25 protein-coding genes, 3 tRNA genes and 5 pseudogenes are annotated in these 26502 nt (G+C 40.7%); 15 read left to right on the plus strand and 18 right to left on the minus strand.

Going from position 1 to position 26502, the window contains the following annotated elements; translation table 11 throughout:
* Positions 1-67: 67 nt before the first annotated feature.
* The 6 genes from ATS71_RS15415 to ATS71_RS15440 form a co-directional block, all read right to left on the minus strand.
* Positions 68-442, minus strand: a complete 375-nt coding sequence (locus ATS71_RS15415; protein WP_006794021.1) for a PH domain-containing protein — start codon at positions 440-442, stop codon at positions 68-70.
* Entirely contained in the window at positions 442-1350 is a 909-nt protein-coding gene (locus ATS71_RS15420; protein ID WP_058405619.1) for an ABC transporter ATP-binding protein, read from the minus strand. Before ATS71_RS15420 ends, ATS71_RS15415 begins: the two co-directional genes overlap by 1 nt.
* A complete protein-coding gene (locus ATS71_RS15425) occupies positions 1347-1835 on the minus strand; it encodes a hypothetical protein (protein WP_058405620.1) in 489 nt (162 codons plus the stop codon). Before ATS71_RS15425 ends, ATS71_RS15420 begins: the two co-directional genes overlap by 4 nt.
* 144 nt (positions 1836-1979) lie before the next feature.
* The gene (locus tag ATS71_RS15430; RefSeq protein WP_058405621.1) at positions 1980-3161 is read right to left on the minus strand and encodes a cystathionine beta-lyase; all 1182 of its coding nucleotides are present in this window, start codon (positions 3159-3161) and stop codon (positions 1980-1982) included.
* 9 nt (positions 3162-3170) lie between these two features.
* A complete protein-coding gene (gene nudC / locus ATS71_RS15435) occupies positions 3171-4091 on the minus strand; it encodes an NAD(+) diphosphatase (protein WP_058405622.1) in 921 nt (306 codons plus the stop codon).
* A gap of 163 nt (positions 4092-4254) precedes the next feature.
* Complete coding sequence (locus ATS71_RS15440; RefSeq protein WP_058405623.1) at positions 4255-4758, minus strand: LabA-like NYN domain-containing protein; 504 nt, start codon at positions 4756-4758, stop codon at positions 4255-4257.
* Between the two features lie 148 nt (positions 4759-4906).
* Here ATS71_RS15440 and ATS71_RS15445 point away from each other — a divergent pair, with 148 nt between their 5' ends.
* Together ATS71_RS15445 and ATS71_RS15450 are read left to right on the plus strand one after the other, a co-directional pair.
* Positions 4907-5530 carry a hypothetical protein gene (locus tag ATS71_RS15445; RefSeq protein ID WP_058405624.1) on the plus strand — a complete coding sequence of 208 codons (624 nt, stop codon included), beginning with the start codon at positions 4907-4909 and terminating at the stop codon, positions 5528-5530.
* Positions 5530-6273, plus strand: a complete 744-nt coding sequence (locus ATS71_RS15450; RefSeq protein WP_058405625.1) for a DUF3307 domain-containing protein — start codon at positions 5530-5532, stop codon at positions 6271-6273. The genes ATS71_RS15445 and ATS71_RS15450 overlap by 1 nt, the downstream gene beginning before the upstream one ends.
* Before the next feature lie 90 nt (positions 6274-6363).
* Here the strand turns inward: ATS71_RS15450 and ATS71_RS15455 are convergent, their stop codons facing one another.
* On the minus strand, positions 6364-7761 hold the full coding sequence (locus ATS71_RS15455) for a DEAD/DEAH box helicase (protein ID WP_058405626.1): 1398 nt from the start codon (positions 7759-7761) through the stop codon (positions 6364-6366).
* A 194-nt stretch (positions 7762-7955) separates the two neighbouring features.
* A complete protein-coding gene (locus ATS71_RS15460; RefSeq protein WP_058405627.1) occupies positions 7956-8795 on the minus strand; it encodes an isopenicillin N synthase family dioxygenase in 840 nt (279 codons plus the stop codon).
* A gap of 260 nt (positions 8796-9055) precedes the next feature.
* On the opposite strand from ATS71_RS15460, the pseudogene ATS71_RS15465 reads away from it, so the two are divergent.
* A pseudogene (locus ATS71_RS15465) lies at positions 9056-9805 on the plus strand (alpha/beta hydrolase family protein); the annotation flags it as partial.
* A gap of 50 nt (positions 9806-9855) precedes the next feature.
* On the opposite strand, the gene ATS71_RS15470 reads toward ATS71_RS15465, so the two are convergent.
* Positions 9856-10575 carry an alpha/beta fold hydrolase gene (locus ATS71_RS15470; protein ID WP_058405744.1) on the minus strand — a complete coding sequence of 240 codons (720 nt, stop codon included), beginning with the start codon at positions 10573-10575 and terminating at the stop codon, positions 9856-9858.
* 221 nt (positions 10576-10796) lie between these two features.
* On the opposite strand from ATS71_RS15470, the gene ATS71_RS15475 reads away from it, so the two are divergent.
* Positions 10797-11120, plus strand: coding sequence for a hypothetical protein (locus ATS71_RS15475; protein WP_058405628.1), 324 nt, complete (start codon positions 10797-10799; stop codon positions 11118-11120).
* 96 nt (positions 11121-11216) lie between these two features.
* Here the strand turns inward: ATS71_RS15475 and ATS71_RS19385 are convergent.
* Positions 11217-11446: pseudogene (locus tag ATS71_RS19385) on the minus strand (hypothetical protein).
* Between the two features lie 115 nt (positions 11447-11561).
* Positions 11562-13340, minus strand: a complete 1779-nt coding sequence (gene aspS, locus ATS71_RS15485; RefSeq protein WP_058405630.1) for an aspartate--tRNA ligase — start codon at positions 13338-13340, stop codon at positions 11562-11564.
* A 248-nt stretch (positions 13341-13588) separates the two neighbouring features.
* Between aspS and ATS71_RS19195 the strand changes: the two genes are divergently transcribed.
* From ATS71_RS19195 to ATS71_RS19395, 5 genes and pseudogenes are all read left to right on the plus strand, one after another.
* Positions 13589-13856, plus strand: a 268-nt coding sequence (locus ATS71_RS19195; RefSeq protein WP_327078262.1) for a DUF72 domain-containing protein, incomplete at its 3' end; no start/stop codon positions are given.
* A gap of 1 nt (position 13857) precedes the next feature.
* Positions 13858-14437 (plus strand): annotated as a pseudogene (locus tag ATS71_RS15490) (DUF72 domain-containing protein); the annotation flags it as partial.
* Positions 14438-14466: 29 nt separating this feature from the next.
* Positions 14467-14964, plus strand: a complete 498-nt coding sequence (locus tag ATS71_RS15495) for a M48 metallopeptidase family protein (RefSeq protein ID WP_058405632.1) — start codon at positions 14467-14469, stop codon at positions 14962-14964.
* Positions 14961-15071, plus strand: a pseudogene (locus tag ATS71_RS19390) (hypothetical protein); the annotation flags it as partial. The gene ATS71_RS15495 and the pseudogene ATS71_RS19390, both read left to right, overlap by 4 nt.
* 1 nt (position 15072) lies before the next feature.
* Positions 15073-15124 (plus strand): annotated as a pseudogene (locus ATS71_RS19395) (hypothetical protein); the annotation flags it as partial.
* Between the two features lie 108 nt (positions 15125-15232).
* On the opposite strand, the gene ATS71_RS15500 reads toward ATS71_RS19395, so the two are convergent.
* Positions 15233-15919, minus strand: a complete 687-nt coding sequence (locus ATS71_RS15500) for a DUF3334 family protein (RefSeq protein ID WP_006794039.1) — start codon at positions 15917-15919, stop codon at positions 15233-15235.
* 116 nt (positions 15920-16035) lie between these two features.
* On the opposite strand from ATS71_RS15500, the gene cmoA reads away from it, so the two are divergent.
* The 5 genes from cmoA (at position 16036) to ATS71_RS15525 (ending at position 20380) form a co-directional block, all read left to right on the plus strand.
* Entirely contained in the window at positions 16036-16761 is a 726-nt protein-coding gene (cmoA, locus tag ATS71_RS15505) for a carboxy-S-adenosyl-L-methionine synthase CmoA (RefSeq protein WP_058405633.1), read from the plus strand.
* A gap of 13 nt (positions 16762-16774) precedes the next feature.
* Positions 16775-17743 carry a tRNA 5-methoxyuridine(34)/uridine 5-oxyacetic acid(34) synthase CmoB gene (cmoB, locus tag ATS71_RS15510; RefSeq protein ID WP_058405634.1) on the plus strand — a complete coding sequence of 323 codons (969 nt, stop codon included), beginning with the start codon at positions 16775-16777 and terminating at the stop codon, positions 17741-17743.
* A 192-nt stretch (positions 17744-17935) separates the two neighbouring features.
* Entirely contained in the window at positions 17936-18988 is a 1053-nt protein-coding gene (gene purM / locus ATS71_RS15515; RefSeq protein ID WP_058405635.1) for a phosphoribosylformylglycinamidine cyclo-ligase, read from the plus strand.
* On the plus strand, positions 18988-19632 hold the full coding sequence (gene purN / locus ATS71_RS15520) for a phosphoribosylglycinamide formyltransferase (protein WP_058405636.1): 645 nt from the start codon (positions 18988-18990) through the stop codon (positions 19630-19632). Before purM ends, purN begins: the two co-directional genes overlap by 1 nt.
* A gap of 19 nt (positions 19633-19651) precedes the next feature.
* A complete protein-coding gene (locus tag ATS71_RS15525; RefSeq protein WP_058405637.1) occupies positions 19652-20380 on the plus strand; it encodes a DUF3108 domain-containing protein in 729 nt (242 codons plus the stop codon).
* Positions 20381-20408: 28 nt separating this feature from the next.
* Here the strand turns inward: ATS71_RS15525 and ATS71_RS15530 are convergent, their stop codons facing one another.
* Complete coding sequence (locus tag ATS71_RS15530) at positions 20409-21173, minus strand: class II glutamine amidotransferase (RefSeq protein WP_058405638.1); 765 nt, start codon at positions 21171-21173, stop codon at positions 20409-20411.
* Between the two features lie 304 nt (positions 21174-21477).
* On the opposite strand from ATS71_RS15530, the gene fadE reads away from it, so the two are divergent.
* On the plus strand, positions 21478-23934 hold the full coding sequence (gene fadE, locus ATS71_RS15535) for an acyl-CoA dehydrogenase FadE (RefSeq protein WP_058405639.1): 2457 nt from the start codon (positions 21478-21480) through the stop codon (positions 23932-23934).
* Here the strand turns inward: fadE and ATS71_RS15540 are convergent, their stop codons facing one another.
* From ATS71_RS15540 to ATS71_RS15565, 5 genes are all read right to left on the minus strand, one after another.
* Positions 23935-25050, minus strand: coding sequence for a DUF6136 family protein (locus tag ATS71_RS15540; RefSeq protein ID WP_058405745.1), 1116 nt, complete (start codon positions 25048-25050; stop codon positions 23935-23937).
* Positions 25047-25637 carry an ATP-binding cassette domain-containing protein gene (locus tag ATS71_RS15545; protein WP_058405640.1) on the minus strand — a complete coding sequence of 197 codons (591 nt, stop codon included), beginning with the start codon at positions 25635-25637 and terminating at the stop codon, positions 25047-25049. Before ATS71_RS15545 ends, ATS71_RS15540 begins: the two co-directional genes overlap by 4 nt.
* 596 nt (positions 25638-26233) lie before the next feature.
* A tRNA-Asp gene (locus ATS71_RS15555) sits at positions 26234-26310 on the minus strand.
* Between the two features lies 1 nt (position 26311).
* A tRNA-Asp gene (locus ATS71_RS15560) sits at positions 26312-26388 on the minus strand.
* A 37-nt stretch (positions 26389-26425) separates the two neighbouring features.
* Positions 26426-26502, minus strand: a tRNA-Asp gene (locus ATS71_RS15565).

Consider the following 26502-nt stretch of genomic DNA (forward strand, 5'->3'; position numbering starts at 1 on the left):
TGTAAGAAACTGTAAAATTAAAGTAGTTGCTACATTTAGTCAACAACTACTTAAAGTATTTGTACAATTATAGAGCGTGCTGGCTAATTACTCTGTAAACTTCATTAATGTTATCGCCCGCTTTAAACTCTTTTGTAAGTGGCGTTGGGTCAGATCCAATCCAAATTTTAAGCTCTGCATCTAAATCAAAGTGCCCTGCACTCTCTTTGCTAAACTTGGTAATTTTAGAGTAAGCAATACTCACCATTTCCATTTTAGAACCAGTTACACCTTGCTTATCAATTAAAATTAAGCGCTTGTTTGTAAAAATGAACATATCGCGAATAACTTTATAGGCTTTTTCGACGTGCTCACCCTCAATTAATGTATTAGCGAGTACTTTTTCTAAATCAGAATCATCAACTTCGCTTGCGTTACCCATTAATCCGCTTAATAAACCCATTATGCTTTCTCCTGTTTAAAAATTTGATTTTCTAATGTATGGCCATTAACCAATTGCCTGTATTGCCAATTATGTTGGTGGCAAAACTGTAATAGTGCAATATCAAGTGCCTGCTCAGATTGGTTGTACTCAATAACATACTCTTTGTGTTGGCTCATATAAACAGAGCTTACACCATTGAGTAACTGTAACTGTTGCTCAACGTTTTCATACATCTCGTTTAGCATTAATGTGTAAAAGTGTTTGTCGGTTTGATTTACTTTTGTTTGATGCTCACTCAATACGCCTTTATCTAAATGCAGCACTTGGGAACATAACCGCTCAAGCTCAGTTAAATCGTGCGAGCTTAAAATAAAGGTTGCTTCAGAGCTCAACGTTGACACCAACTCACGTACTTCTCTGGCATGAATAGGATCAAGTCCTGCAGTTGCCTCATCTAGCATAACAATTTGCGGCGAACCAATAAGAGCCTGCGCTATGGTTACACGTTTGCGCATACCATGCGATAAATCACTTGCGCGGTTTTTAGCAATTTCACGCAGCCCAACTAAATCAAGCACGCGCAATGCTTCTGTGTGACTTTGCTTGGTGCTCATACCTTGTAATTTGGCATAAAAAGCAAGTTGCTTGTCTATATTAAAACGCGGGTCGAGCTGCGCATCCTGCGGTAAAGCACTGACTTTATTAAATAACGCAGCACTGCCTGGTTTATGCCCGAGTATTTCAAGCTCACCTTTGGTTGGCGATATATAACCGCACAACAAACTAAATAACGTCGTTTTACCCGCACCATTTGGACCAACAAGTGCAACGGGCGCACCTTGCTCAATTTCAAAGTTCACATTGTTAAGCGCAAGTTTAGAGCCGTACGACTTACTCAAGTTACGCCCTGTAATTAGTGTACTCATAGTGAGCTCCTTGCAAAAATACGTTGAGCCACGGCAAGTAGCACTGCGGTTTGTACAAGTGGGATTACCAAAGCACTTAATAATGGCAGGTTTTGCCCCGCAAGTTGCTCTATTTGTACACCCGGAAATAAATAATCAAGCACGCTCAATACCGGTATTTGCCACTGTAATAAACCGACTACAATACCACCTGCTGTAAAGTATAAAATAGCGAGTACAATTGATAATCGCGACGAGCGTGCAAAAGTATTAATTAAAGTCATTAACGCCACAAACGGTGTAAATGTAACTATAAGAATTAAAAATATCGACAATGCACGGCCAACGCCCCCCACTAGCCCTATCGGGTAGCGCAAAATAATTAACCAAACAAGTGCAAATGCCGCAAGGGCTATAAGCCCACGTTTAGTTAAAAACATACGCACTAGATCAAAACCCGCAATTTGGGTTAAGCGTCCTACGTTTATTGGTAATGGTGTTGCCATTGACTATCCTTAATGACGTTGTTAATGCTGCAAATTAAAGCTTAATGTAACAACACTAAGTGTAAACACCTTGAATTACCAGCAAAAAAAAGCCCACGAAGAGTGAGCTTTGTAACAAACCATTTAAATGTAACTAGCGCGTAATTATAAATGCTGCTTGTATACCTCAAGCGCTTGGGCTAAATCAGCTGTTAAGTCATCGATATCTTCAAGGCCAATATGCAATCTAATAACCGGTCCTAAATCCCACCCGGTGGTTGAACGCAGCCCTTTCATGGTTAAATTGGCGGTGACCAAGCTTTCAAAGCCCCCCCACGAAAAACCCATCTTAAAATGCTGAAGGCTATCTAAAAATGCATCTATGGCTTTTTGATTCCCTGTTTTCATAACAATTGAAAACAAGCCATTACTGCCGTCAAAGTCACGCTTAAAAAACGCATGGCCTGGGCAGGTTTCAAAGGCTGGATGGCGAATGTGATCAACTAACTCATGTTGCTCAAGCCATTTTGCCACCTCTATCGCCGCCTTTTCATGCTGATTTAAACGCACACTCATCGTGCGTAAACCGCGCAGTGCCAAATATGCATCGTCAGCACTTGTACACTGCCCTAATAAGTAAGAATGCTCACGAAGCGTTGGCCAATATTTTTTATTAGCCACTGCAACCCCCATCATTACATCTGAATGACCAACAATGTACTTTGTTGCCGCTTGAATACTAATATCGACACCATGCTCTAACGGTCGGTAATGAAGGCCGTTTCCATACGTGTTATCCAGCATGGTCATTACGTTATGTTCTTTGGCTACGTTTACCATGGCTGGTACGTCTTGAATTTCCATAGTTATGGAGCCAGGAGATTCTAAAAATAGCACCTTGGTGTTTGGCTTAAAATACTCTTTTATGCCTGCACCAATTGTTGGCGGGTAATAAGTCGTGGTAATTCCAAGCCCTGCTAAAATTTTATCGCAAAAATCACGAGTAGGCTCATACGCGTTATCAACCATTAAAATATGGTCACCCGTTTTTAAAAACGACAATAACGCTTGGCTAATTGCAGCAGCCCCACATGGATAAAGTGCGCACCCTTCACCGCCTTCTAACTCGGTAATAGCCTCTTGCAATGCAAAGTGTGTGGTCGTGCCACGACGCCCATAAAAGAGGGTTTTATCGCCACGTTTTTTTGCCGCTTCTTTAAGTTCTGCAACTGAATCAAATACCACCGTTGATGCGCGCTGCACTACGGGGTTTACTACACCATGGGTGTAAGCTTTTTTGCGTCCAGATGACACAAGCTGAGTATTTTTATTACTGTTACTCGACATGGTTATTCCTTATGGATTAGTACGCCAATGTTCAATTAAATAGCGAGAAATAGAATCAGTACGAGGAAGTTTTAAATGCTCGCCTTCGTCATGCCAGTTACCAAAATTTGCCAAATCTTCACGGCTAAACCACTTAGCATCGTCAAGCTCGTCTTTATCTACGTTAATTTGCTCAGACGTTGCCTTGGCAAAAAAGCCAAGCATAATAGATGAAGGAAATGGCCAAGGCTGAGACGCTACATAAGTGACGTCATTAACCTCAACCCCTGCCTCTTCTTTTACCTCACGGGCAACAGCTTGCTCTAAAGTTTCACCTGGGTCTACAAAGCCGGCTAATGAAGAATACATTCCCTTAGGCCAAACTGCTTGGCGGCCAAGCAAACAACGCTCAATACCATCGGCAAACGTTTTAGTTACAACCATGATTACCGCAGGATCGGTACGAGGAAACGTGGGGTGTTTACAGCGCTCGTTTTCACATAAACGAGAATGCCCCGCTTCAACTAAGTGGTTTTTACTGCCACAACGCCCACAAAAACGATGAGTTGCATGCCAATAACATAGCCCACGGGCAAGCGCAGCAATAGACCCCTCTTTTATATCAACAAGCGGCCCCTGTTTACGAATATCCATAAACTCTGCGCCACTTATTATGGGGGCAAGGGTTGTGTCGTCAATATCAGATACATCGAGGGCAAATACTCCCTTTTTTGTGGTGTTTAAGCCTAAAAACAGGGCATTGGTTAAGTTTAGCTGTGTAATCTGCTCGTACGGTAAAAACATTATTTGAGGCGTATTTTTAATAAATAATGTCTCGTTGTTTTTTACCAAAAGCCACACGCTTTGCGACGACATCTGACCTTTAAACCACGTTGGGTCTTTTCGTACATTGGAGCATCTATCAAGCGGCATATCACTGTAGTTGAGCATGTAAATCCTTAATTACTCGTTATCGCTTAAAATTAACATAACCACCTAGCAAACCCAATTGATTACACCAATAAAAAAAGCCTATATTAGGTTTAAATGAACTATATAGGCTCTGTATTAAAAACTCTCATGTTGCAGGCACTTAGCCTCTATTTTTAAAGCTTTAAAGTAATAAACTATCATCAATCAAATGAAACTGTTCTGCACTTTGTTTAAGTACTTCGGCGGTTAACTTGTCTGCCCCGTATACATCACACGGCACATTATATTCATTTTTTAAATGCCCAAGTAACAGTGCAAAATCACCGTCGCCAGAGAGTAAAATCACCTTATCGAGGTTCTTTCCTTGCTCTAGCATATCGATAGTTATACCTACGTCCCAGTCGCCTTTAGCACTGCCATCTCGGCGCTGAATAAACGGCTTTAGTTTTACTTCAAAACCAATCGCTCTCAAAATGTTTTGAAACTGACTTTGCTTTTCATCTCCACGATAAATAGCGTAGGCAAAAGCACAGTCGATTTCATATTGCTCCTGCATAACTCGCCAAAAAGCATTGTAATCAAAGTTTTTTCTATAGCTTTCTCTACACGTGTAATAAATATTTTGTACGTCAACAAATATGCCTACACGCGGTTTAATGTTTTGCTGCGGGTTTAATGAAGTCATGTAATGCCCTAGTCAGAATAATAGCCATAGCCTAATAATTTAAAGTTCAGTGTACCTTGCTATTTGCTTATAAGTAACCTAAATTAGTTACATAGCGTCATGTAACCATTTTTGGTTACATTTTAAAAAGTAACTATTTTGGATTGTTATGATTGGTGTGATCAGCGGCGATATTATTAAATCGCAAACTATTCCTAAACATCAGTACGATGCCATGCTTTATGAGCTAGAGCAAAGTTTACGTAGTGTATCGGGCAAGAGTACACTGTGGAATATTTACCGAGGCGATTCTTTTCAACTACAAATTAATAACCCTGAGTATTTGTTTAAGCATGCTGTTTTGATTTATTTATATTTAAAGGCATCGGGGTACGAAGTTAGGCAAAGTATGGCTATTGGGCAAATAGATAACCCGCGTAATGATATAAAAACAGCCACGGGGTCAGCATTTACTCTTTCGGGTCATGGCCTTGATCAAATAGCCAATCAACGGTTTTTATTTAGTACTCCCCTTGAAAACATCCATGAAAGCTTAAACCTTAATCTAGCCTTTGCTGATGTACTCCTTACTAAAATAACGCAAAAACAAGCCAATGCTTTGTACGCCTATTTAACGAGTACCGATAACAGCCATGCAGCTTTAGCAAAAGATCTTAAAACCAGCAGAGAAAACGTAACTAAGCTACTTAATTTAGCCCATTACCAACTTATCGAACGATTTTTAGAGCATGCGAGCAACATTATAAAAAATATAAATCAAGGAAGATGCTAATGGCTTTTTCGTTTTTACTCGTAGCCCTAATTATTGGCCATTTATTGGCTGATTTTTACTGGCAACCTATGAGCTGGGTTAACGACAGAAATACCCGCCACTTCAAGGCAACTAAACTGTATTTTCATGTATTAGTGCATGGCATTACTAGCGCAATAATTATCAGCGTGTGGGAATACACTTATGGCTGGCAACAAACTAGCAGTGTTGTTATTGCAACGGCTGTTATAATGCTTAGCCATTACGCTATTGATATAGCTAAATCTTACTCAAGCAAAGGTGTAGTGCCCTTTTTATTGGATCAGCTCGCCCATATAGCCGTAATAATCTATTTAAGCGTGTGGTTGAGCGATAACACGCAATTTTTAGAAACCCTATATTCACTTGTCACTAACCCAAATGTGTTGTGGGTTGTGTGTGGATATTTAATTATTTTAAGTCCAAGTGCAGTATTTATTAGAATGATGCTAGAGCGTTTAACGGGTAACTTTAGTAGTAATGGTAGCTTGGTACTTGCTGGGCAAAGTATTGGCATGTTAGAGCGCGTGTTAATGCTAAGCTTTATTTTGCTTGATCAATTTGCTGGTGTTGGCTTTTTATTAGCAGCTAAGTCGGTCTTTAGATTTGGCGACTTAAGCGCTAGTAAAGATAAAAAGCTTACTGAATACGTCATGCTTGGCACACTACTAAGCGTGAGTGTGACTTTGTTTGTTGGTTTAATGGTAAAGTATTTAATACACTAACAAAAAACGCGCTACCGTTAAAAGTTAGCGCGTTTTTTATTAGAGCTAACTAATTAAAGCTAGGTAATTAAGTATTATTGCAAATTGGTATTAGTCATTATTATTTGGACGACGACGGCGCTGGCTGTTTCCGCCTACCGACTGGCGCTTTGCCCAAGGGTTTTGTGTGTTGTCATCTGTTTTAGCAGCAGGTTTTTTAGAACCGCCACGACGAGGACCCGTACCGTTGCCGCCATTATTTGGCTTTTTACTATTTGGCTTACTACTGTCCGATTTAGGTTTATTAAAAGGCTGTTTTTTCTTCGGCTTTTTAGCAGGTAATGGTCGTGCGTCTAATGCGCGTTCTGCTACTGGGTTTACTGGCTCAAAGCCCTCTTCTTCTGCACGAGGAATAAGTTCACCAATAAAGCGTTCAATACCGTATAAATCGACTGCATCATCGACCGTTACAAACGAAATTGCATGGCCCGATGCACCGGCACGCCCTGTACGACCAATACGGTGTACATAATCTTCATATACATTAGGTAAGTCGTAGTTTACTACATGCGGGAGCTCAACAATATCGAGACCACGAGCCACAATATCAGTCGCTACTAGCACACGCACTTCGCCGCTTTTAAAACCATCTAGCGCTTTTACACGGGCACCCTGTGATTTATTACCATGAATCGCTGCGCCTACAATATCATCGCGTTCAAGTTGCTTAACTAATCGGTTGGCACCGTGTTTAGTTCGGCTAAAAACTAACACTTGTTGCCAATCGTTGCTACGGATTAAATGGCTGAGTAAGGCTGTTTTTCGGCCTTTATCTACCGCGTAAACACTTTGCGTTACACTTTTAGCTGTGGTGTTTTTTGCAGCAACTGAAATTTCAACCGGATCGTTTATTAATCCTTTAGCTAACGCTCGAATATCATCTGAAAACGTAGCCGAGAACATGAGGTTTTGGCGCTTAGCAGGCATTTTAGCAATAAGGCGTTTAATATCGTGAATAAATCCCATATCAAGCATGCGGTCAGCTTCATCTAAAACGAGCACTTCTACGCTATCAAACTTAACGGCATTTTGATTATGTAAATCAATTAAACGCCCAGGCGTTGCCACTAAAATATCAACACCTTTGCGCAAGCGCTGCATTTGCGGGTTAATTTTAACGCCACCATACACAACAAACGAACTCACATTTGAATGCTTGGCGTACTCTTCAACGTTTTCACTTACTTGCAGTGCAAGCTCACGCGTAGGTGCTAAAATAAGCGCACGTACATGGTTACTTTTTGCTTTTGGGCCTGTTGATAATCGTTCGATAAGTGGCAGCGTAAAACCCGCTGTTTTACCTGTACCAGTTTGTGCCGCCGCCATTACATCACGACGTTCAATAATTGCAGGAATTGCTTGAGCCTGAATTGGCGTTGGCGTTTCATAGCCCTTTTCTAAAACCGCATTAACTAAAGACTGTGATAAACCTAGACCTTCAAAACTCATATAAACTCTCTTTTAAATAAGGCCAAAACGGCCAGTTGCGCGCATTATACCTGTCGTGGGCTAGAATGCATGACATTATTTACTTTGCGCTCAATTGAAGCCCTATATTACTAGGCCTAAAACGCAAAAAACGGCTAAAAGCCGTTTTTTGGTAATGCTTAAACCTAACAGTAAGGCTTAATTAAGCTTATGTATTACTTAACACCTAGCTCGCGTAAACGTTCTTGCAAGTAGCTATCCGCGGTGTAACGCTCTGAAAGTACAACGTCTGGGCGAGGGTGTAAAAATAACGGTAATGAAATACGCGACTTAGTAGACGCTTTACCCGTTGGATTAATAACACGGTGAATAGTAGACGGGAAATAACCGCCAGATGCTTCTTGCAGCATATCGCCAATGTTAATAATTAGGCTACCAAAATCACACGGTACATCTAACCAACCGCCGTCTGTCTTTTGAACTTGTAAGCCTGGCTCGTTTGATGCTGGTAATACGGTTAATAAGTTAATATCGCCATGAGCAGCAGCACGAATAGCACCAGGCTCTTCATCACCCGTCATTGGTGGGTAATGTAAAATACGTAGCAATGTTTGATCAGAGTCTGCAATCATATCTTTAAGATCAATCGAAAACTTAGCACGCACATCAGCAGGCGCCTCAGCTTGAACCCAGCTTAAAAGTGTTGCAGCAAACTCATTTGCTAAGCGGTAGTACTCACGTACGTCGGCTTCAAGATCAGCAGGTACACGCCCATTTGGGTAAACATGAAAGTATTCTTTAATGTCTTTAATGGTAAAGCCTTTAGCTACTTCAGACACTGAAGGCGGAAAGTAACCGTCTTGTGTTTCTTTAGAGTATAAAAAGTCGTGCTTTTGCTCTGAGTTAAAAAAGTCTTGCCAGTTTTTGTAAATAGACTCAACTAAAGACTGTGGAATTGGGTGATTTTTTAAAACACCAAATCCAGTGTTTCTTAACGATTCAACAAATTGTGCAGCCGCATCGGGAGCTTTATAATCAACAGTAGGTAATTGCATTGTACGTTCCAGTGAATAGGTTGTTTGAAGTGAAGTACTTCAAATACTTTTAAGTATATAAAGTAGCAAGGACTTCATTATAGCGCCATGCGAGGATAGACAAACAGCCCCAAAAACATAAGGACATATGTCCGTAAAGTGCCACCATCAAAGCGTGCGTTGATCAAGATCAATAAATAAAAGCCATTGAATTTGCATTCATTAGTACTTATATCTGGTCTAGTATTACAACGTATTTTATTGGTTCAAAAAGGCGCCCCATGCGACAAAAAGTATCTTTTAAAAGTAATAACTTAGAACTTGCCGGACAACTTGAACTCCCCGATAGCAACATAAAATTTTATGCCCTATTTGCCCACTGCTTTACCTGCGGTAAAGACATTGCCGCAGCAACGCGTATTAGCCGTGCTTTAACACAACAAGGAATTGCTGTACTGCGTTTTGATTTTACAGGCCTCGGTAACAGCGATGGTGACTTTGCTAACAGTAACTTTTCATCAAACATTCAAGACTTAGTTTCAGCAGCTGATCATCTGCGTGAGCATTTTGCAGCCCCGCAATTGCTCATTGGTCACAGTTTAGGGGGAGCTGCCGTGCTTGCTGCTGCACAATATATTCCTGAAGTTACAGCTATCACAACAATTGGCGCACCGTCAGATGCGCAACATGTAGCACATAATTTTGAAGCCCATTTAGATGAAATAAACGCAGATGGCGAAGCAAAAGTGAGTTTGGCTGGGCGCGAATTTACCATTAAAAAGCAATTTATCGACGATATAGCTAAATACGATAAAAGCCACATCAGTAAACTTAAACGCGCTTTATTAGTAATGCACTCACCGGTTGATACAACCGTAAACATTACTGAAGCTGAAAAAATTTACGCATCCGCTAAGCACCCAAAAAGCTTTATAAGCCTCGATAACGCCGATCATTTGCTTACTAATAAAAGCGATGCCGACTACGCTGCAACAATCATTGCACATTGGGCAAACCGCTACGTAAATTTCGCATAAGAAGAACTTGCCATTACGCGCTGCTAAAACGGCGCGTTAACCTACTAATTCATAAACTTAGCAATTTCTTTACTCATTCTCTTAACCAGCCAGTTGGGGCCACCATCATACATACCGTTATGGCGAGATTTTTCAATACGAATTTGAGTAACCGGAAATTCGTCCAACTCTTTATCGCTTAAAAGCACATCTGCATCAGCTGGGTAATCACTGGCTCTGAGTGTTAGTACACGAATATTTTTATTACGAGGCAATAACATACGACGATGATCAAGCGTAATTACAACGCTTACTTCATCAGGGTACATTGCGGCATACAAGGCTGAAATATCTCCACCATTAGAATGACCAAATAAAGTGAGCTTTGAGAAATCATACTCTGCGTATTTGGCTGCTAATTCATTGACTAAAAACTTAAGAGTGACCACACCGCGATGCCAGTTCTCCATGCGGGTAGTCATGTAAGGGGGATGTACATTTAACGTAGGGTCGGTTTTCAATTCGTGGGCCACTGCAATTACTAGATAACCTTGTTTATTAAACTCATCACTGGCAAAAGTATAGCGATTATGGCTCATACCATACCCTGCATTTATAAAGAAAACGGGGCATTTATTTTGTTTACTGCATTTAACGTTATTTGTTGGTAACGAAATGCTAACTGGGATCTCGCGATCACGGCTGATGTCTGTAATAAACGCTTCGCTTGCATAGGAACTTACACTTATAAAAAGAAGTGTGAGATAAAAAAGTGTTTGAGGCATATTACTTAACATATTGTTTATTATAATTAATACCAGTTAGTTTAGGCGTTTTATAATCTTAATAACAGCCTTTAAAGTAATAATAGTCTGTGTGGTTATACCAAATTTATTACATTTAAACTGCAGATTAATAAATGTTGAAAAAGACTAACAGCCGCATCCGCAAAATTGTGCGATAATAGGCGCAATTGTTCCAATATACTCAGTGAAAGATCCGACACATGAAATCATACAGCACCATTGAACAGCGCATTGAAATTCTAGAAGAAAAGTTAACCTTAATTAATGATGAAATTAGCACATTAAAAACCCCCGCTAAAAACAACAATGAACGCATTATATTTAAGTTTATTGAAACCGGCAGTACAGGTAAAACAAAGGACTTTGTTCGTGAATTAGGAATTAAATCACCGCGTGATGGACTGTTTTCATCGGGTGATGTTACTGCTTTAATTAAAAATGGCGCTGACGATATTTCACCGGCGTTACTAGCGATTGCTAGGCAACTAGCCAGTGCACGCAATAAAAATGGCCCTAGCCGATAATTAAACAACGCATGTAACGTTTAGAAGCTTAGGTATCGCCTTTGCTTCTTTTGTTTTAGCTAACCTTTATACTTAACCCTTTCCTCTTCACAATTATCAATGGCTATAGTCGCCTCTCTCTGGTAAATCTTTTCTAAGCGCAAGTACCGCAATATAAATTAGCCCGAATAGTGGAAACAATCCTAAGCACCCGCCTACAATGGCTAAAACACCGGGGCTGGTGCTTTTTCGCTTACCTATTTTGTAGCTAATTACAGCAAAAACAGGGATACACAGCACAATAAGAAAAGCTAAAAACTCGCAAAAAAAGTGACATTAATTGACATGGAAATTCCTTTTTATAGTGGTTAAATTACAATCTGCGCTAAATTTAACCACAAAAAAACCCTTAAGCAAACAACTTAAGGGTTTTTAAATTCAACGCTTTAAACTCAGCGCAAATTACTCTTCGCTAGGGGCTGCTTTTTCTACCACACTGATTGCCAGTTCAGTTAACGAATCACTATTCGCTTTGCTAGGTGCGTTTGTTAATAAACAAGACGCTTGTGTAGTTTTAGGGAAAGCAATAACGTCACGAATGTTATCTGTTCCGCATAAAAGCATAACTAAACGGTCAAGGCCAAATGCTAAACCAGCATGTGGTGGTGTGCCGTATTTAAGGGCATCAAGTAAAAAGCCAAACTTATCTTGCTGCTCTTGTGCCTCAATACCTAAAATTCTAAATGCGGCTTCTTGCATATCTGCATTATGAATACGTACCGAACCACCACCTACTTCGTAGCCGTTTAATACCATATCGTAGGCATCTGAAATAGCCGCTGCTGGGTTTGCTTCAAGCTCACTTGCACTAATATCTTTTGGTGCTGTGAACGGATGGTGTACTGCGTGAAGCGTACCTTCATCGTCTTCTTCAAACATTGGGAAATCAACAACCCAAAGTGGTGCCCAACTGTTAAGGTTAGTGATTTCTAAATCAACACCAATTTTAAGGCGAAGCGCGCCCATTGCTTCATTTACTGTGTTGCGCTTATCTGCACCGAATAAAATAATATCGCCCGTTTGTGCGTTAGTACGCGCAAGTAACTGGGTAATTACCTCTTCGTTTAAAAACTTAGCAATTGGCGATTGCACGCCTTCAACGCCCGCATCACGGTCGTTTACTTTCATCCACGCCATGCCTTTAGCGCCATAAATACCAATAAATTTAGTGTAATCGTCAAGTTGCTTACGCGAAAGCTTAGCGCCACCTGGTACTGTTAATACAGCTACGCGGCCTTTTTCGTCATTAGCTGGGCCTGAAAAAACGTTAAACTCTACATCTTTTACTAAATCTGCAACATCAACTAATTTCATTGGGTTACGTAAATCTGGCTTATCAGAACCGTAAAGGCTCATTGCCTCGCTGTAAGGCATAATTGGGAAGTCGCCTAAATCAACGTTTAGTAATGATTGCCACATCTCACGGATCATTTTTTCAGTCATACCACGTACTTGATCCGAGCTCATAAACGAGGTTTCTAAATCTATTTGCGTAAATTCAGGCTGGCGATCGGCACGTAAATCTTCATCACGGAAACATTTAACAATTTGGTAGTAGCGGTCAAAACCCGACATCATCAACAATTGCTTAAACAACTGTGGCGATTGCGGTAAAGCGTAAAAACTACCTTTGTGGACACGACTTGGTACTAAATAATCACGCGCGCCTTCTGGCGTTGCTTTTGTAAGCACCGGTGTTTCAATGTCTAAAAAGCCGTTTTCATCTAAAAAGCGGCGAACAAAGCTGCTAGCTTTAGCGCGTAATTTAATACGGTCACTCATCTCTAAGCGACGAAGGTCTAAATAGCGGTACTTTAAACGACGCTCTTCAGAGTTTGTTTGGTTAAAGTCAAGCGGTAAAGGCTCTGAACGGTTAATAATTGTAAGCTCGGTGCCTAAAATTTCTACTTCGCCAGTTGCCATGTCTTTATTTACTTGGCTTTCTGGGCGAGCACGTACAACCCCTTTTAACTGAACACAAAATTCTTGACGAAGCTTGTTCGCTGTATCCATTAGTCCTTCAACTTCTGGATCGAATACAACTTGTACTAAACCTTCTCTATCGCGTAAATCGACAAAGATAAGTCCACCAAGGTCACGTCGTTTGTTGATCCAGCCACATAGTTCAACTTCTTGATCTACGTGAGTTTTATTTAGCTGTCCGCAGTATATAGAGCGCATAGTTTTCCTGTCAGATAAAAGGCTTCAACGGTAAAAATTATTTGTTTTTATAGGCGCATAATTTAAAAAAGAGCCACCACACTTCAAATAAAGCCGTAAGCAATCTAAGAATATTCAAATTAAGCCCTGCATTATACCCAAGTAGGTTGAAGATGCTAGGCGTGTTTGGTGTGTTGGTGTTAATTTAAAGCAGGCACTGTTGGTATTTGCTACACTGGCGCCACGATGTAATTTATTAGCTATTTTTTATGTTATATATTGGATGCCCTCAGTGGTCTAGCACTGCATGGAAGGGCAATTTATTTTCAAGCCAATGTAAAAACGCCGACATGCTAAGCCAATACGCGCAGCATTTTAATTCGGTAGAAGGTAACACCAGTTTTTACGCCGACCCATCACCCAGTACTGCTTTGCGCTGGGCACAAATCGTACCTGACGATTTTAAATTTACCTTTAAATTTCATCGTCGTTTTAGCCACGAACTACAGCTGACCAATGTGCAAAAAGAGCTTACCGNTTGGCTAACCCTATTTGCTCCTTTACTTGAAAAAACAGGGCAAATAATGCTGCAATTACCCAAAGCATTTGGCCCAAACGATTTATCCAAATTGGCACACTTTATTAGCTTACTGCCTAAAGAGCTTACCTATGGTGTAGAAGTACGCCATGCTGATTTTTTTAAAAAAGGTGAAGCCGAAATAGCGTTTAATCAGTTATTAATGGCAAACAACATAAATCGTATTTCTATGGATACGCGAGCGCTTTTTGCAGTAAAGCCAACCACCGAAGCGTTAATAGATGCGCAGCAAAAAAAACCTCACTTGCCGGTGCATGCAATTGCCACGGGGTCAGAGCCTATGGCACGGTTTGTGATTGCTGATTTACAAAACGACTACCAAACCTTTTACAAGCCGTGGCTTAGTAAAGTAAAACAATGGCTTGATGAGGGTAAATCCCCTTATGTGTTTTTTCATACTGCTGATAATCGTGAGTCGCCATTACTTGCACGCCAATTTTGTAAAGATCTTGGGTATAACCATAGTGTACTTAATCCGTTTAGCGGCGAGAAAGAAGCGCAGCAACATGCCCTTTTTTAAAAATAAAACAAGAATATAGAGACATAAAAATGAGTGAATACGCCCGTTACTTTACAGGCTACCCTACAAATATTGTTGAACAAGTATTAAGTCTAATTAGTAACAACAAGGTTTGTGACTACTTACTTAAAAAGTACCCGCAAGCGCACACCATAACCACCGATAAACTACTTTATAGCTACGCCACTGATTTAAAAAAACAGTATTTAAAAAACGCCCCACCATTTGGCCGCGCAGCATTTAAAAAACAAGGCGACATGGTCACCAACGCATTGGGTACGCACACCTATCGTATGCAAGGCAAAACCCGTAAACACGATTTAGCCATAAACAGCGATTTACTACGTGCCCCCGAGCCATTATTAAAAGCCTTAGTTGTACACGAGCTCGCACACTTTAAAGAAAAAGATCACAATAAAAGCTTTTATAAACTGTGCTGCCACATGGAGCCGAGTTATCACCAATTGGAGCTGGATTTACGGATATTTTGTGTGGTGGTAGCGATGGGAGAGAACCCGTATACATGAGCGGTCAGCAGTCAGCGGTCAGCAGTCAGCGGTCAGCAGTCAGCGGTCAGCGGTCAGCGGTCAGCGGTCAGCGGTCAGCGGTCAGCGGTCAGCGGTCAGCGGTCAGCNGTCAGCGGTCAGCGGTCAGCGGTCAGCGGTCAGCGGTCAGCCTAAAATATAAATACAACCTAATCAATTATCAAAGTATTCATAAATAAAAACGCGATATCAAATCGCGTTTTTTGAATAACTTTTCAGCTGATAGCTAGAAACTGTTAACTTTAAGGTGTTACAGCCCTAGTTCAGCCATAAAGTCATCATCTGCATCGTCTTGCACGGGCTCTTTTTTAGCCTGCGCTTTCTCAGCTTTTTGCTTAGCTTCGTTTTCGATAATGTCGTCTGGGTCAATGGCTTCAATAATGTCAAAGTCGTGTAGTTTAATAAACTCAGTTTTATCCATTGCCAGTTCTAAGTAGAAAATATTTTGATTGCGGGTAGTAAAAGTAACGCGGCGCGCTTGTGGGCGATCCATTGTGGTATCGACCGAAATTTGCACTTGTTTATTAATTGCCATCATTTTCGGCTGATTTTGCGTAATAGAGGTATGAAGTTGTTCGCGCACTTTAGAGGTAAAGTCGCCTACAATTTGGTTCATTAACTCGCCCATTACGTTTGAAACATCGTCTGACAAATGGCTATGTGCTATTTCTTCTTCCGGCATACCCATGTTACGCATGTAGTCGCCGTATATTTCCATTGCTGCTTGCGATGTGAAGTTGGTGACAACAAGCCCTGTAAATCCGCCATCAAATAAGACAAAGCAACCAATGTCTGGTCGCATGCAGGTGCGTGTTATTTTTTGCACCATGGCTGAGTAACTTATTTCGTTACCACTTGCTGATGAAAGTACCCCTGTCACTGAGTGACAAAGTGTTGCTAGTATATCGTCGGTGCTAATAACTTTACTTTTGCTCATTTAACGTTCTCTTTTGTACTTATTATTCATAATTCTAGCCAACCTACTGAATTTATCACTGACTATCCAGCATAAAATGTTAAAATAACCTTATTATTTTTAAAGAGACTGCCTTCGTGACAATAAAAGACAGTATTTACGCCTCTGAGCAACAAGTAAAAGATTTTAGCTTTGACCAAAATGTGGTTGAAGTATTCCCCGATATGATTCAGCGCTCTGTGCCCGGCTATGCCACTATTGTTAGCACTATGGGCAAATTAGCGGGGCAATATGCACAAAGTAATTCTAACTTGTATGACTTAGGCTGCTCGCTTGGTGCAGTTACGCTTAGTATACGCCGTAATATTCGCACCGATAATTGCCATATTATTGCAGTGGATAACTCACAAGCCATGGTTGAACGTTGCAAACTGCATTTACAGGGTTTCAAATCTGAGGTACCTGTAACCGTTACTTTAGGGGATATTAACGAGCTTGATATCAAAAATGCATCAGTTGTGGCAATGAACTTTACACTGCAGTTTATTCCTCATGCGCAGCGCCAAGCTGTTATTGAAAAAATATACGCTAATTTAAAGCCTGGCGGTGTGTTACTACTAAGCGAAAAAATTAAAGCTGAAAACGAGCAATGCGATAATTTATTAATTGATTTGCATCACGACTTTAAACGTCATAATGGCTACTCTGAGCTTGAAATAAGTCAAAAACGTACCGCAATAGAAAACGTAATGCGTCCCGATACACTCAGCACGCACCTTAACAGGTTAAGTGATATTGGCTTTAGCCAAACACAAGTGTGGTACCAATGTTTTAATTTTTGCTCAATGGTAGCAATTAAATAATAAAGAGTAATTTATGTCTCAATGGTTTAATCAATTTTACGCTGCTATTGCACAAAGCTCACTTAGCCACTGGCTAGAAACTCTACCCGCTCAATTAAAACATTGGCAGTTAGAGGCAAGCCACGGGGATTTACCTAAATGGCAAAAAGTACTTAAAAATTTGCCCGAGGTAAAAACAACTCACGTTGATATAGCCACTAAAGTAGAGATTGGCGCACCAGGGGAGATGAGCGAAGGCGAGCAAAAACAAGCAACACATTTATTAAAACGCATGATGCCTTGGCGTAAAGGCCCATTTAGTGTGCACGGTATTGAAATAAACACCGAATGGCGCAGCGATTGGAAATGGGACAGGCTCCTTCCACATATTGAGCCGTTAAAAGGCCGTACTGTGTTAGATATTGGTTGTGGCTCGGGGTATCATTTGTGGCGCATGCGCGGAGAAGGCGCTGAGTTTGTAGTGGGTATTGATCCGTCTGACTTATTTTTATGTCAGTTTCAGGCCATTAAACATTATAACCCAGACGAGAACGTACATTTACTTCCGCTAGGTGTTGAAGCCCTACCAGAACTTAAAGCCTTTGATACGGTATTTTCGATGGGCGTGCTTTATCACCGTCGCTCACCTATCGACTTTCTAGCACAATTGAAAGCACAGCTTCGCCCGGGTGGCGAATTGGTGCTTGAAACGTTAGTAATTGAAGGCGACGAAAACACAGTACTCGTGCCTACCGACCGCTACGCAAAAATGCGCAATGTATGGTTTATTCCAAGTACTGCTGCATTAAAACTGTGGATGGAGCGCGTCGGCTTTAAAGATGTACAAATAAAAGATTGCGCAATTACCACGCTCGACGAACAACGTAAAACTGATTGGATGGAAAACGAATCGTTAGTCGACTTTTTAGACCCAAACGATACAAGTAAAACCATTGAAGGTTACCCTGCCCCACTCAGAGCAATACTCACAGCTAAAGCCTAATTACTATATTAAGTTTTATTTTGTTATTAAAAAGCGCCGTTGGGCGCTTTTTTGTTTACTAATACAGCAACTAGCGGACAAGTGTCCTTGTTAATTATTTCAAAGCTATATTTACGCTAGCCGCGCAGGTGCAATTGTTGTAAAATACGCGCGTTTCTAAGCAACCCAAAACAACTATTTTGAGGAAAACCTGTGAGCGAACAAAAACAGTCTCTTAGCTATAAAGACGCGGGCGTAGATATCGACGCTGGTAATGCACTTGTTGAGCGTATTAAAGGCGTAGTTAAAAAAACCCGTCGTCCTGAAGTGATGGGCGGAATTGGTGGTTTTGGCGCACTGTGCGAAATTCCTGAAGGTTATAAACAACCAGTATTAGTAGCGGGTACTGATGGTGTAGGTACTAAATTGCGTATGGCAATTGACCTTAAAAAGCACGATACCGTAGGTATTGACTTAGTTGCTATGTGTGTAAACGATTTAATTGTTCAAGGTGCTGAACCCCTGTTTTTTCTAGATTACTATGCTACAGGTAAACTAGACATAGACACAGCAGCAGACGTAGTAACCGGTATTGGTAAAGGGTGTGAAATTTCAGGTTGTGCCCTAATTGGTGGCGAAACAGCAGAAATGCCAGGTATGTATGATGGTGAAGACTACGACATGGCAGGTTTTTGTACTGGTGTGGTTGAAAAATCTAAAATTATTGATGGCACTAAAGTAGCTGCAGGCGATCAGCTTATTGCGCTTGCATCTAGCGGTCCTCATTCAAACGGTTTTTCTTTAATTCGTAAAGTACTTGAAGTATCCAACGCCGACACTAATCAAGTTATAGAAGGTAAAACACTAGGCGAGCATTTATTGGAGCCTACACGTATTTACGTTAAACCGTTACTTGAGTTATTTAAGCACGTTGACGTACATGCTCTTTCGCATATTACGGGTGGTGGCTTTTGGGAAAACATTCCACGCGTACTACCTGCATCTGCTAAGGCAGTGGTTAAAGGCGATAGCTGGCAGTGGCCAAGTGTTTTTAACTGGTTACAAGAAAACGGTAATATTACTACGCATGAAATGTACCGCACATTTAACTGTGGCGTAGGCATGGTTTTGGTTGTTCCTGCCGATAAACTTGAGCAAAGCTTAACTATGCTTAAAGACTTAGGTGAAAACGCTTGGCACCTTGGCGAAATCCAAGATGCAGCTCCAGGCGAAGAGCAAGTAGACATTGTAGGTGGTGCTAAGTAATGGCACCCACTCGTCTAGTAGTTTTAATTTCAGGCAGTGGCTCTAATTTACAAGCCATTATAGATGCCTGTGAACGTGGCGAGATAAACGGACATATTGCGGCTGTTATTAGTAATAAAGCAGACGCGTATGGCCTAGAGCGTGCTAAAAATGCAGGCATTGCAACGCAAGTCCTTAGTCATAAAGATTTTGACTCGCGCGAGGCCTACGATGCGCAGTTAATGAACGTTATCGACTCTTTTGAACCAAATCTAGTTGTATTAGCTGGGTTTATGCGTATTCTTACACCTAGCTTAGTGCAAAAATATATTGGAAAAATGTTGAACATTCATCCATCTTTGTTGCCTAAGTACCAGGGGCTGAATACCCACCAAAGAGCAATTGATGCAAAAGACGATGTTCATGGCGTAAGTGTTCACTTTGTAACTGAAGAATTAGACGGTGGTCCGGTTATTCTTCAAGCACAAATACCTGTACTCAAGGATGATACAGCAGACACATTAGCAAAACGCGTGCACGAACAAGAGCATATAATTTATCCTTTGGTGGTCAAATGGTTCAGTGAACAAAGACTTACTATGGAAGCAGATTATGCGGTTCTTGACAAAAAACAACTTCCTGCACACGGCGCGCACTACCCATAATAAAAAAATAAGCGCCCTAATGCTATGTGCGGGCGCTTTACTTCCAACAAGCCTTATTGCAGGCGAATTGACTCAATACGAAGCCAGCTATGATATTTTGCGTAAAGGCAGTAATCATGGTACGGCGGTCCGTTCTCTGAAAAAGCTTGATAATGAAAGCTATGAATTAACCTACCACAGTGATATTGAGTGGATGATTTTTTCTGACTCACGAAAAGAAACCTCAAAATTTACGTTTAAAGACGGCAAGGTTTCGCCTGATCATTATTCAATGGTGCGTAAAGGCACAGGACCAGATAAAAACTACAAAATTGATTTTGACAAAAAAAATGAGGTTGTTACCAGCAGTACAAGTGAGTACCCATTAAAGTGCGAGTGGACTGATGATTTTCAGGATGCTATCTCGTATCAAGTTCAGGTTCGTGAAGGGTTAAAAAAAGGAGAAACAAATTTCTCGTTTCCCCTTGTTGATAAAAAAGGCAACCGTCGAGATTATAATTTTGAAGTGGTCGGCACAGAGATGATTTCTTTGCCTATAGGTAACGTTGAAGCAATTAAAGTTAAACGCTTATACGATACCGACAAACGACAAGCCCTCGCTTGGTTTGCACCTGAAATGGATTACATGCTTGTGCGCATGTGGAAAGGTGAAAAAGGCACTGAACAGTTTGAAGTTCAAATGAATTCATTTACTGTGACTGCCCCAACCGCAACGGTTGACCACACTAAAAACCTTCAAGCTAATTAGCTGAAGTTTTATTTGTAAAATAGGTGGGCTATATAAGCTCACCCATTTTAAATAACGAAAACTCTCCTGGCTCCATTTTTTTCCAACGTTCATCGTTTGTGAGCGGCCTTGTTGCAATGACAGTGACCACATCGTTTGGGGTTGTCTCTTTTTGAAAATCAACCACCATATCAGCATCAATTAATGTAGCTTTACCAAACGGCGCACGGCGCGTTATGTAATGTAAGTTATTTGTGCAATACGCTAAAACAAATACACCATCGGTCAACAGCATATTAAATACACCTTTTTCACGTAACGTATGCGAAAGCTTTGCTGCGTATCTAAATACTGACGCCATGTTAGAAGGTCGCTTTGGGTATTTTTCACGAATTTTATCCAACAACCAACAAAAAGCGAGTTCACTGTCGGTGTTGCCCACTGGGCGATAATATTCGGGTTTTAAATCGTGATAATTAGAAAGCTGGCCATTGTGTGCGTAGGTTATTTCGCGCCCCCACAGCTCACGCGTAAACGGATGAGTATTTTCTAGGCATACCCGACCTCGATTACCTTGGCGTATATGGCTGATAACCGAAACGCTTTTTATAGGATAAGCTTTAACAAGCTTAGCAATTTCAGATTTATAGCTGGGCTCAGGATCTTTAAATGTTCTACAGCCCTTACCTTCATAAAAAGTAATACCCCAGCCATCTTTATGCGGACCTGTATTACCGCCTCGCTCCAAAAGACCAGAAAAACTAAAACAGATATCAGTAGGTACATTGGCTGACATGCCAAGTAATTCACACATTTATAAATAGCCCTTAAAAAATACGGATAAATAGCAGTACATTTTACAAAAAAAATTTTGCTAGATTAGTTGCATATTTACTTAAAAAAATCATTATGACTACCTGAATTATAAATTTTTAACGCTCTGAATTAATAAAAAACATAATGTGTATGGCAAAAAGCACTATTCGTCCCCTTAAAAGGTATTTTGTAAAGCAAAACTTCTGACTTTTTACTATAATTTTACACGCTAATTTACTTGAAACTTGAGCTGACTAGCGCTACTCTAAATGAGGTGGTCTGACCTCTATTAAGGAATTAAAATGACACTCATATTTACACTCGGTTTAATCGTACTGCTGTGCACTGCGATTTACCACAGAGCGAGTTGGAACACAGCACTTGGTGTTTCTGCTGCAACGTTATTAATTGGTACCTTTGCGGGTGCTTTTGGTTTAATTAGCTGGTTGATCTTTTTGGTCATCGCAGTGCCTCTTTCAGTTACTGGTATTCGCCAGCAATACATCATCAAACCTATCTTTACGGTATTCAAAAAAGTAACTCCGAGCATGTCTGACACTGAAAAGTCAGCAATCGATGCGGGTACAACTTGGTGGGAAGCTGATTTATTTTGCGGTAACCCAGATTGGAAAAAGCTACATCAATACCCTGTGCCTAAACTTACTATTGAAGAACAAGCCTTTATAGACGGCCCTGTTGAAGTAGTATGTAGCATGCTAGACGATTGGGAAGCAACACACGAGTTAACTGATTTACCGCAAGATGTATGGCAATACCTCAAAGATAATAAATTTTTTGCCATGATCATTAAAAAAGAATACGGCGGTTTAGAGTTTTCTGCGTTTGCTCAGTCTTGTGTACTTCAAAAACTAACGAGTAAATCAACACTACTTTCGTCAATTGTTGGTGTTCCAAACTCATTAGGTCCAGGTGAATTATTACAACACTATGGTACAAAAGAGCAAAAAGACCATTACTTACCGCGCTTAGCTAGCGGCCATGAAATTCCATGTTTTGCATTAACATCACCAGAAGCAGGCTCTGACGCAAGTTCAATCCCTGATTACGGTGTTGTGTGTAAAGGACAATGGAATGGTGAAGAAGTTGTAGGTATAAGCCTAACGTGGAATAAGCGCTATATCACGCTTGCGCCCGTGGCAACGGTGCTTGGGCTTGCATTTAAATTACAAGATCCAGATGGCTTATTAAGTGATGTGAAAGAGCCAGGTATTACCTGTGCGTTGATCCCAACAGATACTCCTGGAGTAGAGATTGGTCGTCGTCACTTCCCGCTTAACGTACCATTCCAAAATGGTCCTACTCGCGGTAAAGACATTTTTGTACCTCTTGATTACATTATTGGTGGCCCTGATATGGCTGGCCAAGGCTGGCGCATGCTAGTTGAGTGTTTATCGGTAGGCCGTGCGATTACATTGCCGTCTAACTCTGCCGGCGGCATTAAAATGATTGCAACCGCTACGGGTGCATACAGCCGTATTCGTCGTCAGTTCCGTTTGCCAATTGGTAAAATGGAAGGTGTTGAAGAATCAATGGCTAAACTAGCCGGTTACGCATACAGTTCAGACGCTGCAGTAAGCATGTCGACTGGCGCGGTTGACTTAGGTGAAAAACCATCTGTTGTATCAGCGATTATTAAATACCACTTAACCGAACAAATGCGCGATGCAACAATCCATGCAATGGACGTTCTTGGCGGTAAAGGGATCATGCTTGGTCCAAATAACTATTTAGGTCGTGGCTATCAAGGTGCACCTATTGCCATCACCGTTGAAGGTGCAAACATCCTGACCCGTAATATGATCATTTACGGCCAGGGTGCCATTCGCTGTCATCCATTTGTGCTTACAGAGCTTGGTGCATGTGAAATTGAAGACCGCGAGGAAGCGCTTAACGTATTTGATAAAGCGCTAATGGGTCATATTGGCTTTACTATGTCGAACCTAGTGCGTACTAAGTGGCTTGCCCTTACAGGTGCTCGTTTTACAAGTGTGCCTTACCATGACGAAACAGCTGAGTTTTACCGCATAGCGTCTCGCTTTAGTGCTTCACTTGCGCTTATGTCTGACATAAGCATGGCTGTATTTGGTGGCTCTCTTAAACGTAAAGAGCGTATTTCTGCACGTTTAGGTGATTTATTAAGCTACCTATACTTAGTATCTGCAACGCTTAAACGTTACAACGACGAAGGCCGTAAGAAAGAAGATTTTGCGCTAGTCCAATGGAGCTGTCAGGATCACCTTTACCACTGTCAACGTGCGCTTGCTGACTTGATTAACAACATGCCTTCTGCACCACTTCGTGGCGTATTGAAAGTGTTATTGTTCCCGTTTGGTCGCCCGGTGCGCAAGCCTACTGATAAGTTAGAGCATAAACTAGCTCAAATCTTACAAGTGCCTAGCGAAACGCGTAACCGCTTAGCAAGTTATGTTTACTTAACAAATGAGCCACTTAACCTTGTAGGCCGTCAGGAGCAAACGCTGAAAGACGTGCTAGAAGTTGAGCCTTTATTTGAAAGAGTATGTAAAGAGAAAGGTGTCAAACTGCCGTTCTTCCAACTTGATAAAGTAGCGCAAATGGGTCTTGAAGCGGGTATTTTAAGCCAAGCCGAAGCGGATAAGTTAGCCGCTGTAGAACAGGCTCGTTTAGACGTAATTAACGTAGATGACTTTGACCCTGCTGATTTGCTTGCAGGCAAAGCCGCTCGAGATAGTGTTATTACAAAAGTGGATGCTGCTTAACTAATTTAGTAAAGCAAGCAGCCCAACGGTAGAAATAATCCAAACCAGCGCATAATGCGCTGGTTTTTTTTGTGCAAAATAAACCTGCAATAAACACCACATAAAACCCAAGCTTAATAACATACTGTTTAATCTCTCAAACGTAATGCTATAGGTTATAAAGGCTCCTAAAAGCAACAGTATACTGGGTATAAACTGGCTGATATTAAACGCTCGCGCCTTATGAGTCATTTTGAAAAACAAGCGGTATTGTTCATAAACCTTCGTGCAATCAAATTGTAATGAGCTGCTAAAAAGTACAATAAAAGCAATTGCCACAGTGTCTAGTATATTTACAAGATCTGGACGCTTTTCTAATAAAGCAGCCGATGCCATAAATACACATAAAAGTAACGATATACGCCATACCAACGTCCAGCTATGGTTTATGAAGTAACAAAACCAAAAACCAAACAAAGATCGCACACTCACCATCCTATTTATATTAATTACCGGTATAAAAATGCTAAAGAAAAAGATAATTGCAAAACCCAGATGATAAATAAGCGGTGATAACTCAACAGAAGTTAATAAAAATAAAGTGCTAAAAACAAATCCATAAACGAGTGCACTAGGTTTGTATAAACAGGTAATGCCTAAACCTAACTGAAGGCATATAAAAACGATAAAGTGCGGTACTTTTATCCACTGTACTAAGGTTAAATCAAGTGCTAACAGCAGACTAGCTATAAGCCAGCCATTGCTAATAAGTAGCAATTTTATATCTGCTAAATTTAACCAGCTTGGACGAGCGATTGTGCGCTGAAATAACCGTTGATTGCTATTCTTAATTGCCGGTTTCATTGCGCTTAACATCACGCTTTGCAATAACAAATAAAACAGCGCCATTTGAGCACCACTTAAAGGCGCATCTGTACTGTCTATAATTTTCCCTAAACCTAAAAAGAGCAACAGCACCAAGCCCAAAATGGATGAACCCAACACCACTAAAAATATCAAACCAAAGCTCTTTAGCTGCACTAGCAGCTGCTTAAGCTCAAGCGTGTACGCTAAGTACCGATAGCTTATAAACGCATGGTACTGCTCAAGCCTGCTTTTTACGCTCACAAAACTCATAACGGCACACATCTGAAACCATGTGTGGTAAACACTGCAGGCTCATGACAAGTAATAATAATTTGCCCATTCAGCTTATCAATCAAATAAACATCGAGTAAGTTTAAAAGGTACTGAATACTCATTTGATCAAGTGCAGCACTTGGCTCATCAAGAAATAAGTAAGATGACTCTCGCATTAGCGCTAAAATAAGCTGACACTTTTTTTGATTGCCCGAAGACAAGGCACTAAATCGAGTATTTAAAAATTCAGTAAAGCTAAACCCTTTAACTAATTCATGTGGCCACTGGCAATCGACTGTGCGAACAGACAAATCAATGATTTGCTTAGCTGTTAAAAAATCAGGTAACGTAATTCGGTCACTGGCAATCGCTACTGTTTTTGTAGGCTCACTTAAAGTACTGCCGGCAAATAAAAATGAGCCACTTTGTGGTTTATCAAGCCCTGCTAACATCATAAGTAATGTAGTTTTACCGTGGCCATTAGGCGCTTCTATACAGAGTTTTTGATCTGAAAAAACCTGATTATAATTTTTGAAAACTACATTGTTGAAAAACTGCTTATTTAAGCCAACGACTTCAATCATAAAATATCCCTTTAAACTAAGGTTTTATTATAAGCCGACAAAGTAAAGAGGCAAACTTATTGATTTGACTACTGCTGTAGCTAGAAGTACTTACTCATTTTTATAAATAAACTAATACCAACTCGCTTAATTAGATGATCTATTTTGAGGCTGGAAAACGTGTTAATAGTCAGACAAAAAATTCGCTATTTAGTTGCTCTTGGTAATTGCTCCTGCATTGCTCTACCTTCTGCAACCATGCTGTCGTAAAAGAGAATTTTTTAACAAGGTAGCGACACGCTTAGCCCCACAAAATGATTAAGTATTATTGCGGATTTATATAAAACAACTTAATTAGCTCTGAGGCAACCTGTGGCGGTAAAAAATTTAGGCCGTGGGTTTTATCTGATAACGAAAAATAGCATCTACAGTGACGTTATAAGCCTATTCAAGGCAAATACATGTGTATATTTAAAAGTATTATTTAAAACACAAAAAATGAATGAAAATAATTATTTATCTAATAGCTTGGTAGTATTGATAATTTTAAAATACTAGAAATGCTTTTGGTGAGAACTAAATTATGCTTATAACCTTGTTATTGAGGAAATAACAAGTGGCGGAGTGGACGGGACTCGAACCCGCGACCCCCGGCGTGACAGGCCGGTATTCTAACCAACTGAACTACCACTCCNTGGCGGAGTGGACGGGACTCGAACCCGCGACCCCCGGCGTGACAGGCCGGTATTCTAACCAACTGAACTACCACTCCGCAGAGATATCTTTTTACTTGTCATTACTTGATTTGTTGGCGGAGTGGACGGGACTCGAACCCGCGACCCCCGGCGTGACAGGCCGGTATTCTAACCAACTGAACTACCACTCC

This window comes from Pseudoalteromonas sp. H71 (assembly GCF_001468485.1).
Classification (GTDB): Bacteria; Pseudomonadota; Gammaproteobacteria; order Enterobacterales; family Alteromonadaceae; genus Pseudoalteromonas.

What these genes read in the sequence shown, in the direction of transcription:
- ATS71_RS15540 (WP_058405745.1), bottom strand. Translation starts at nt 25,050, where the DNA reads ATGAGTTTTGTGAGCGTAAAAAGCAGGCTTGAGCAGTACCATGCGTTT.
- aspS (WP_058405630.1), bottom strand. Translation starts at nt 13,340, where the DNA reads ATGCGCTCTATATACTGCGGACAGCTAAATAAAACTCACGTAGATCAA.
- nudC (WP_058405622.1), bottom strand. Translation starts at nt 4,091, where the DNA reads ATGCTCAACTACAGTGATATGCCGCTTGATAGATGCTCCAATGTACGA.
- ATS71_RS15460 (WP_058405627.1), bottom strand. Translation starts at nt 8,795, where the DNA reads ATGCAATTACCTACTGTTGATTATAAAGCTCCCGATGCGGCTGCACAA.
- ATS71_RS15495 (WP_058405632.1), top strand. Translation starts at nt 14,467, where the DNA reads ATGAGTGAATACGCCCGTTACTTTACAGGCTACCCTACAAATATTGTT.
- ATS71_RS15470 (WP_058405744.1), bottom strand. Translation starts at nt 10,575, where the DNA reads ATGCCTCAAACACTTTTTTATCTCACACTTCTTTTTATAAGTGTAAGT.
- ATS71_RS15430 (WP_058405621.1), bottom strand. Translation starts at nt 3,161, where the DNA reads ATGTCGAGTAACAGTAATAAAAATACTCAGCTTGTGTCATCTGGACGC.
- ATS71_RS15475 (WP_058405628.1), top strand. Translation starts at nt 10,797, where the DNA reads ATGAAATCATACAGCACCATTGAACAGCGCATTGAAATTCTAGAAGAA.
- ATS71_RS15425 (WP_058405620.1), bottom strand. Translation starts at nt 1,835, where the DNA reads ATGGCAACACCATTACCAATAAACGTAGGACGCTTAACCCAAATTGCG.
- ATS71_RS15455 (WP_058405626.1), bottom strand. Translation starts at nt 7,761, where the DNA reads ATGAGTTTTGAAGGTCTAGGTTTATCACAGTCTTTAGTTAATGCGGTT.
- ATS71_RS15530 (WP_058405638.1), bottom strand. Translation starts at nt 21,173, where the DNA reads ATGTGTGAATTACTTGGCATGTCAGCCAATGTACCTACTGATATCTGT.
- ATS71_RS15420 (WP_058405619.1), bottom strand. Translation starts at nt 1,350, where the DNA reads ATGAGTACACTAATTACAGGGCGTAACTTGAGTAAGTCGTACGGCTCT.
- ATS71_RS15545 (WP_058405640.1), bottom strand. Translation starts at nt 25,637, where the DNA reads ATGATTGAAGTCGTTGGCTTAAATAAGCAGTTTTTCAACAATGTAGTT.
- ATS71_RS15415 (WP_006794021.1), bottom strand. Translation starts at nt 442, where the DNA reads ATGGGTTTATTAAGCGGATTAATGGGTAACGCAAGCGAAGTTGATGAT.
- cmoB (WP_058405634.1), top strand. Translation starts at nt 16,775, where the DNA reads ATGTCTCAATGGTTTAATCAATTTTACGCTGCTATTGCACAAAGCTCA.
- purN (WP_058405636.1), top strand. Translation starts at nt 18,988, where the DNA reads ATGGCACCCACTCGTCTAGTAGTTTTAATTTCAGGCAGTGGCTCTAAT.
- fadE (WP_058405639.1), top strand. Translation starts at nt 21,478, where the DNA reads ATGACACTCATATTTACACTCGGTTTAATCGTACTGCTGTGCACTGCG.
- ATS71_RS15445 (WP_058405624.1), top strand. Translation starts at nt 4,907, where the DNA reads ATGATTGGTGTGATCAGCGGCGATATTATTAAATCGCAAACTATTCCT.
- ATS71_RS15450 (WP_058405625.1), top strand. Translation starts at nt 5,530, where the DNA reads ATGGCTTTTTCGTTTTTACTCGTAGCCCTAATTATTGGCCATTTATTG.
- ATS71_RS15500 (WP_006794039.1), bottom strand. Translation starts at nt 15,919, where the DNA reads ATGAGCAAAAGTAAAGTTATTAGCACCGACGATATACTAGCAACACTT.
- ATS71_RS15525 (WP_058405637.1), top strand. Translation starts at nt 19,652, where the DNA reads ATGCTATGTGCGGGCGCTTTACTTCCAACAAGCCTTATTGCAGGCGAA.
- ATS71_RS15440 (WP_058405623.1), bottom strand. Translation starts at nt 4,758, where the DNA reads ATGACTTCATTAAACCCGCAGCAAAACATTAAACCGCGTGTAGGCATA.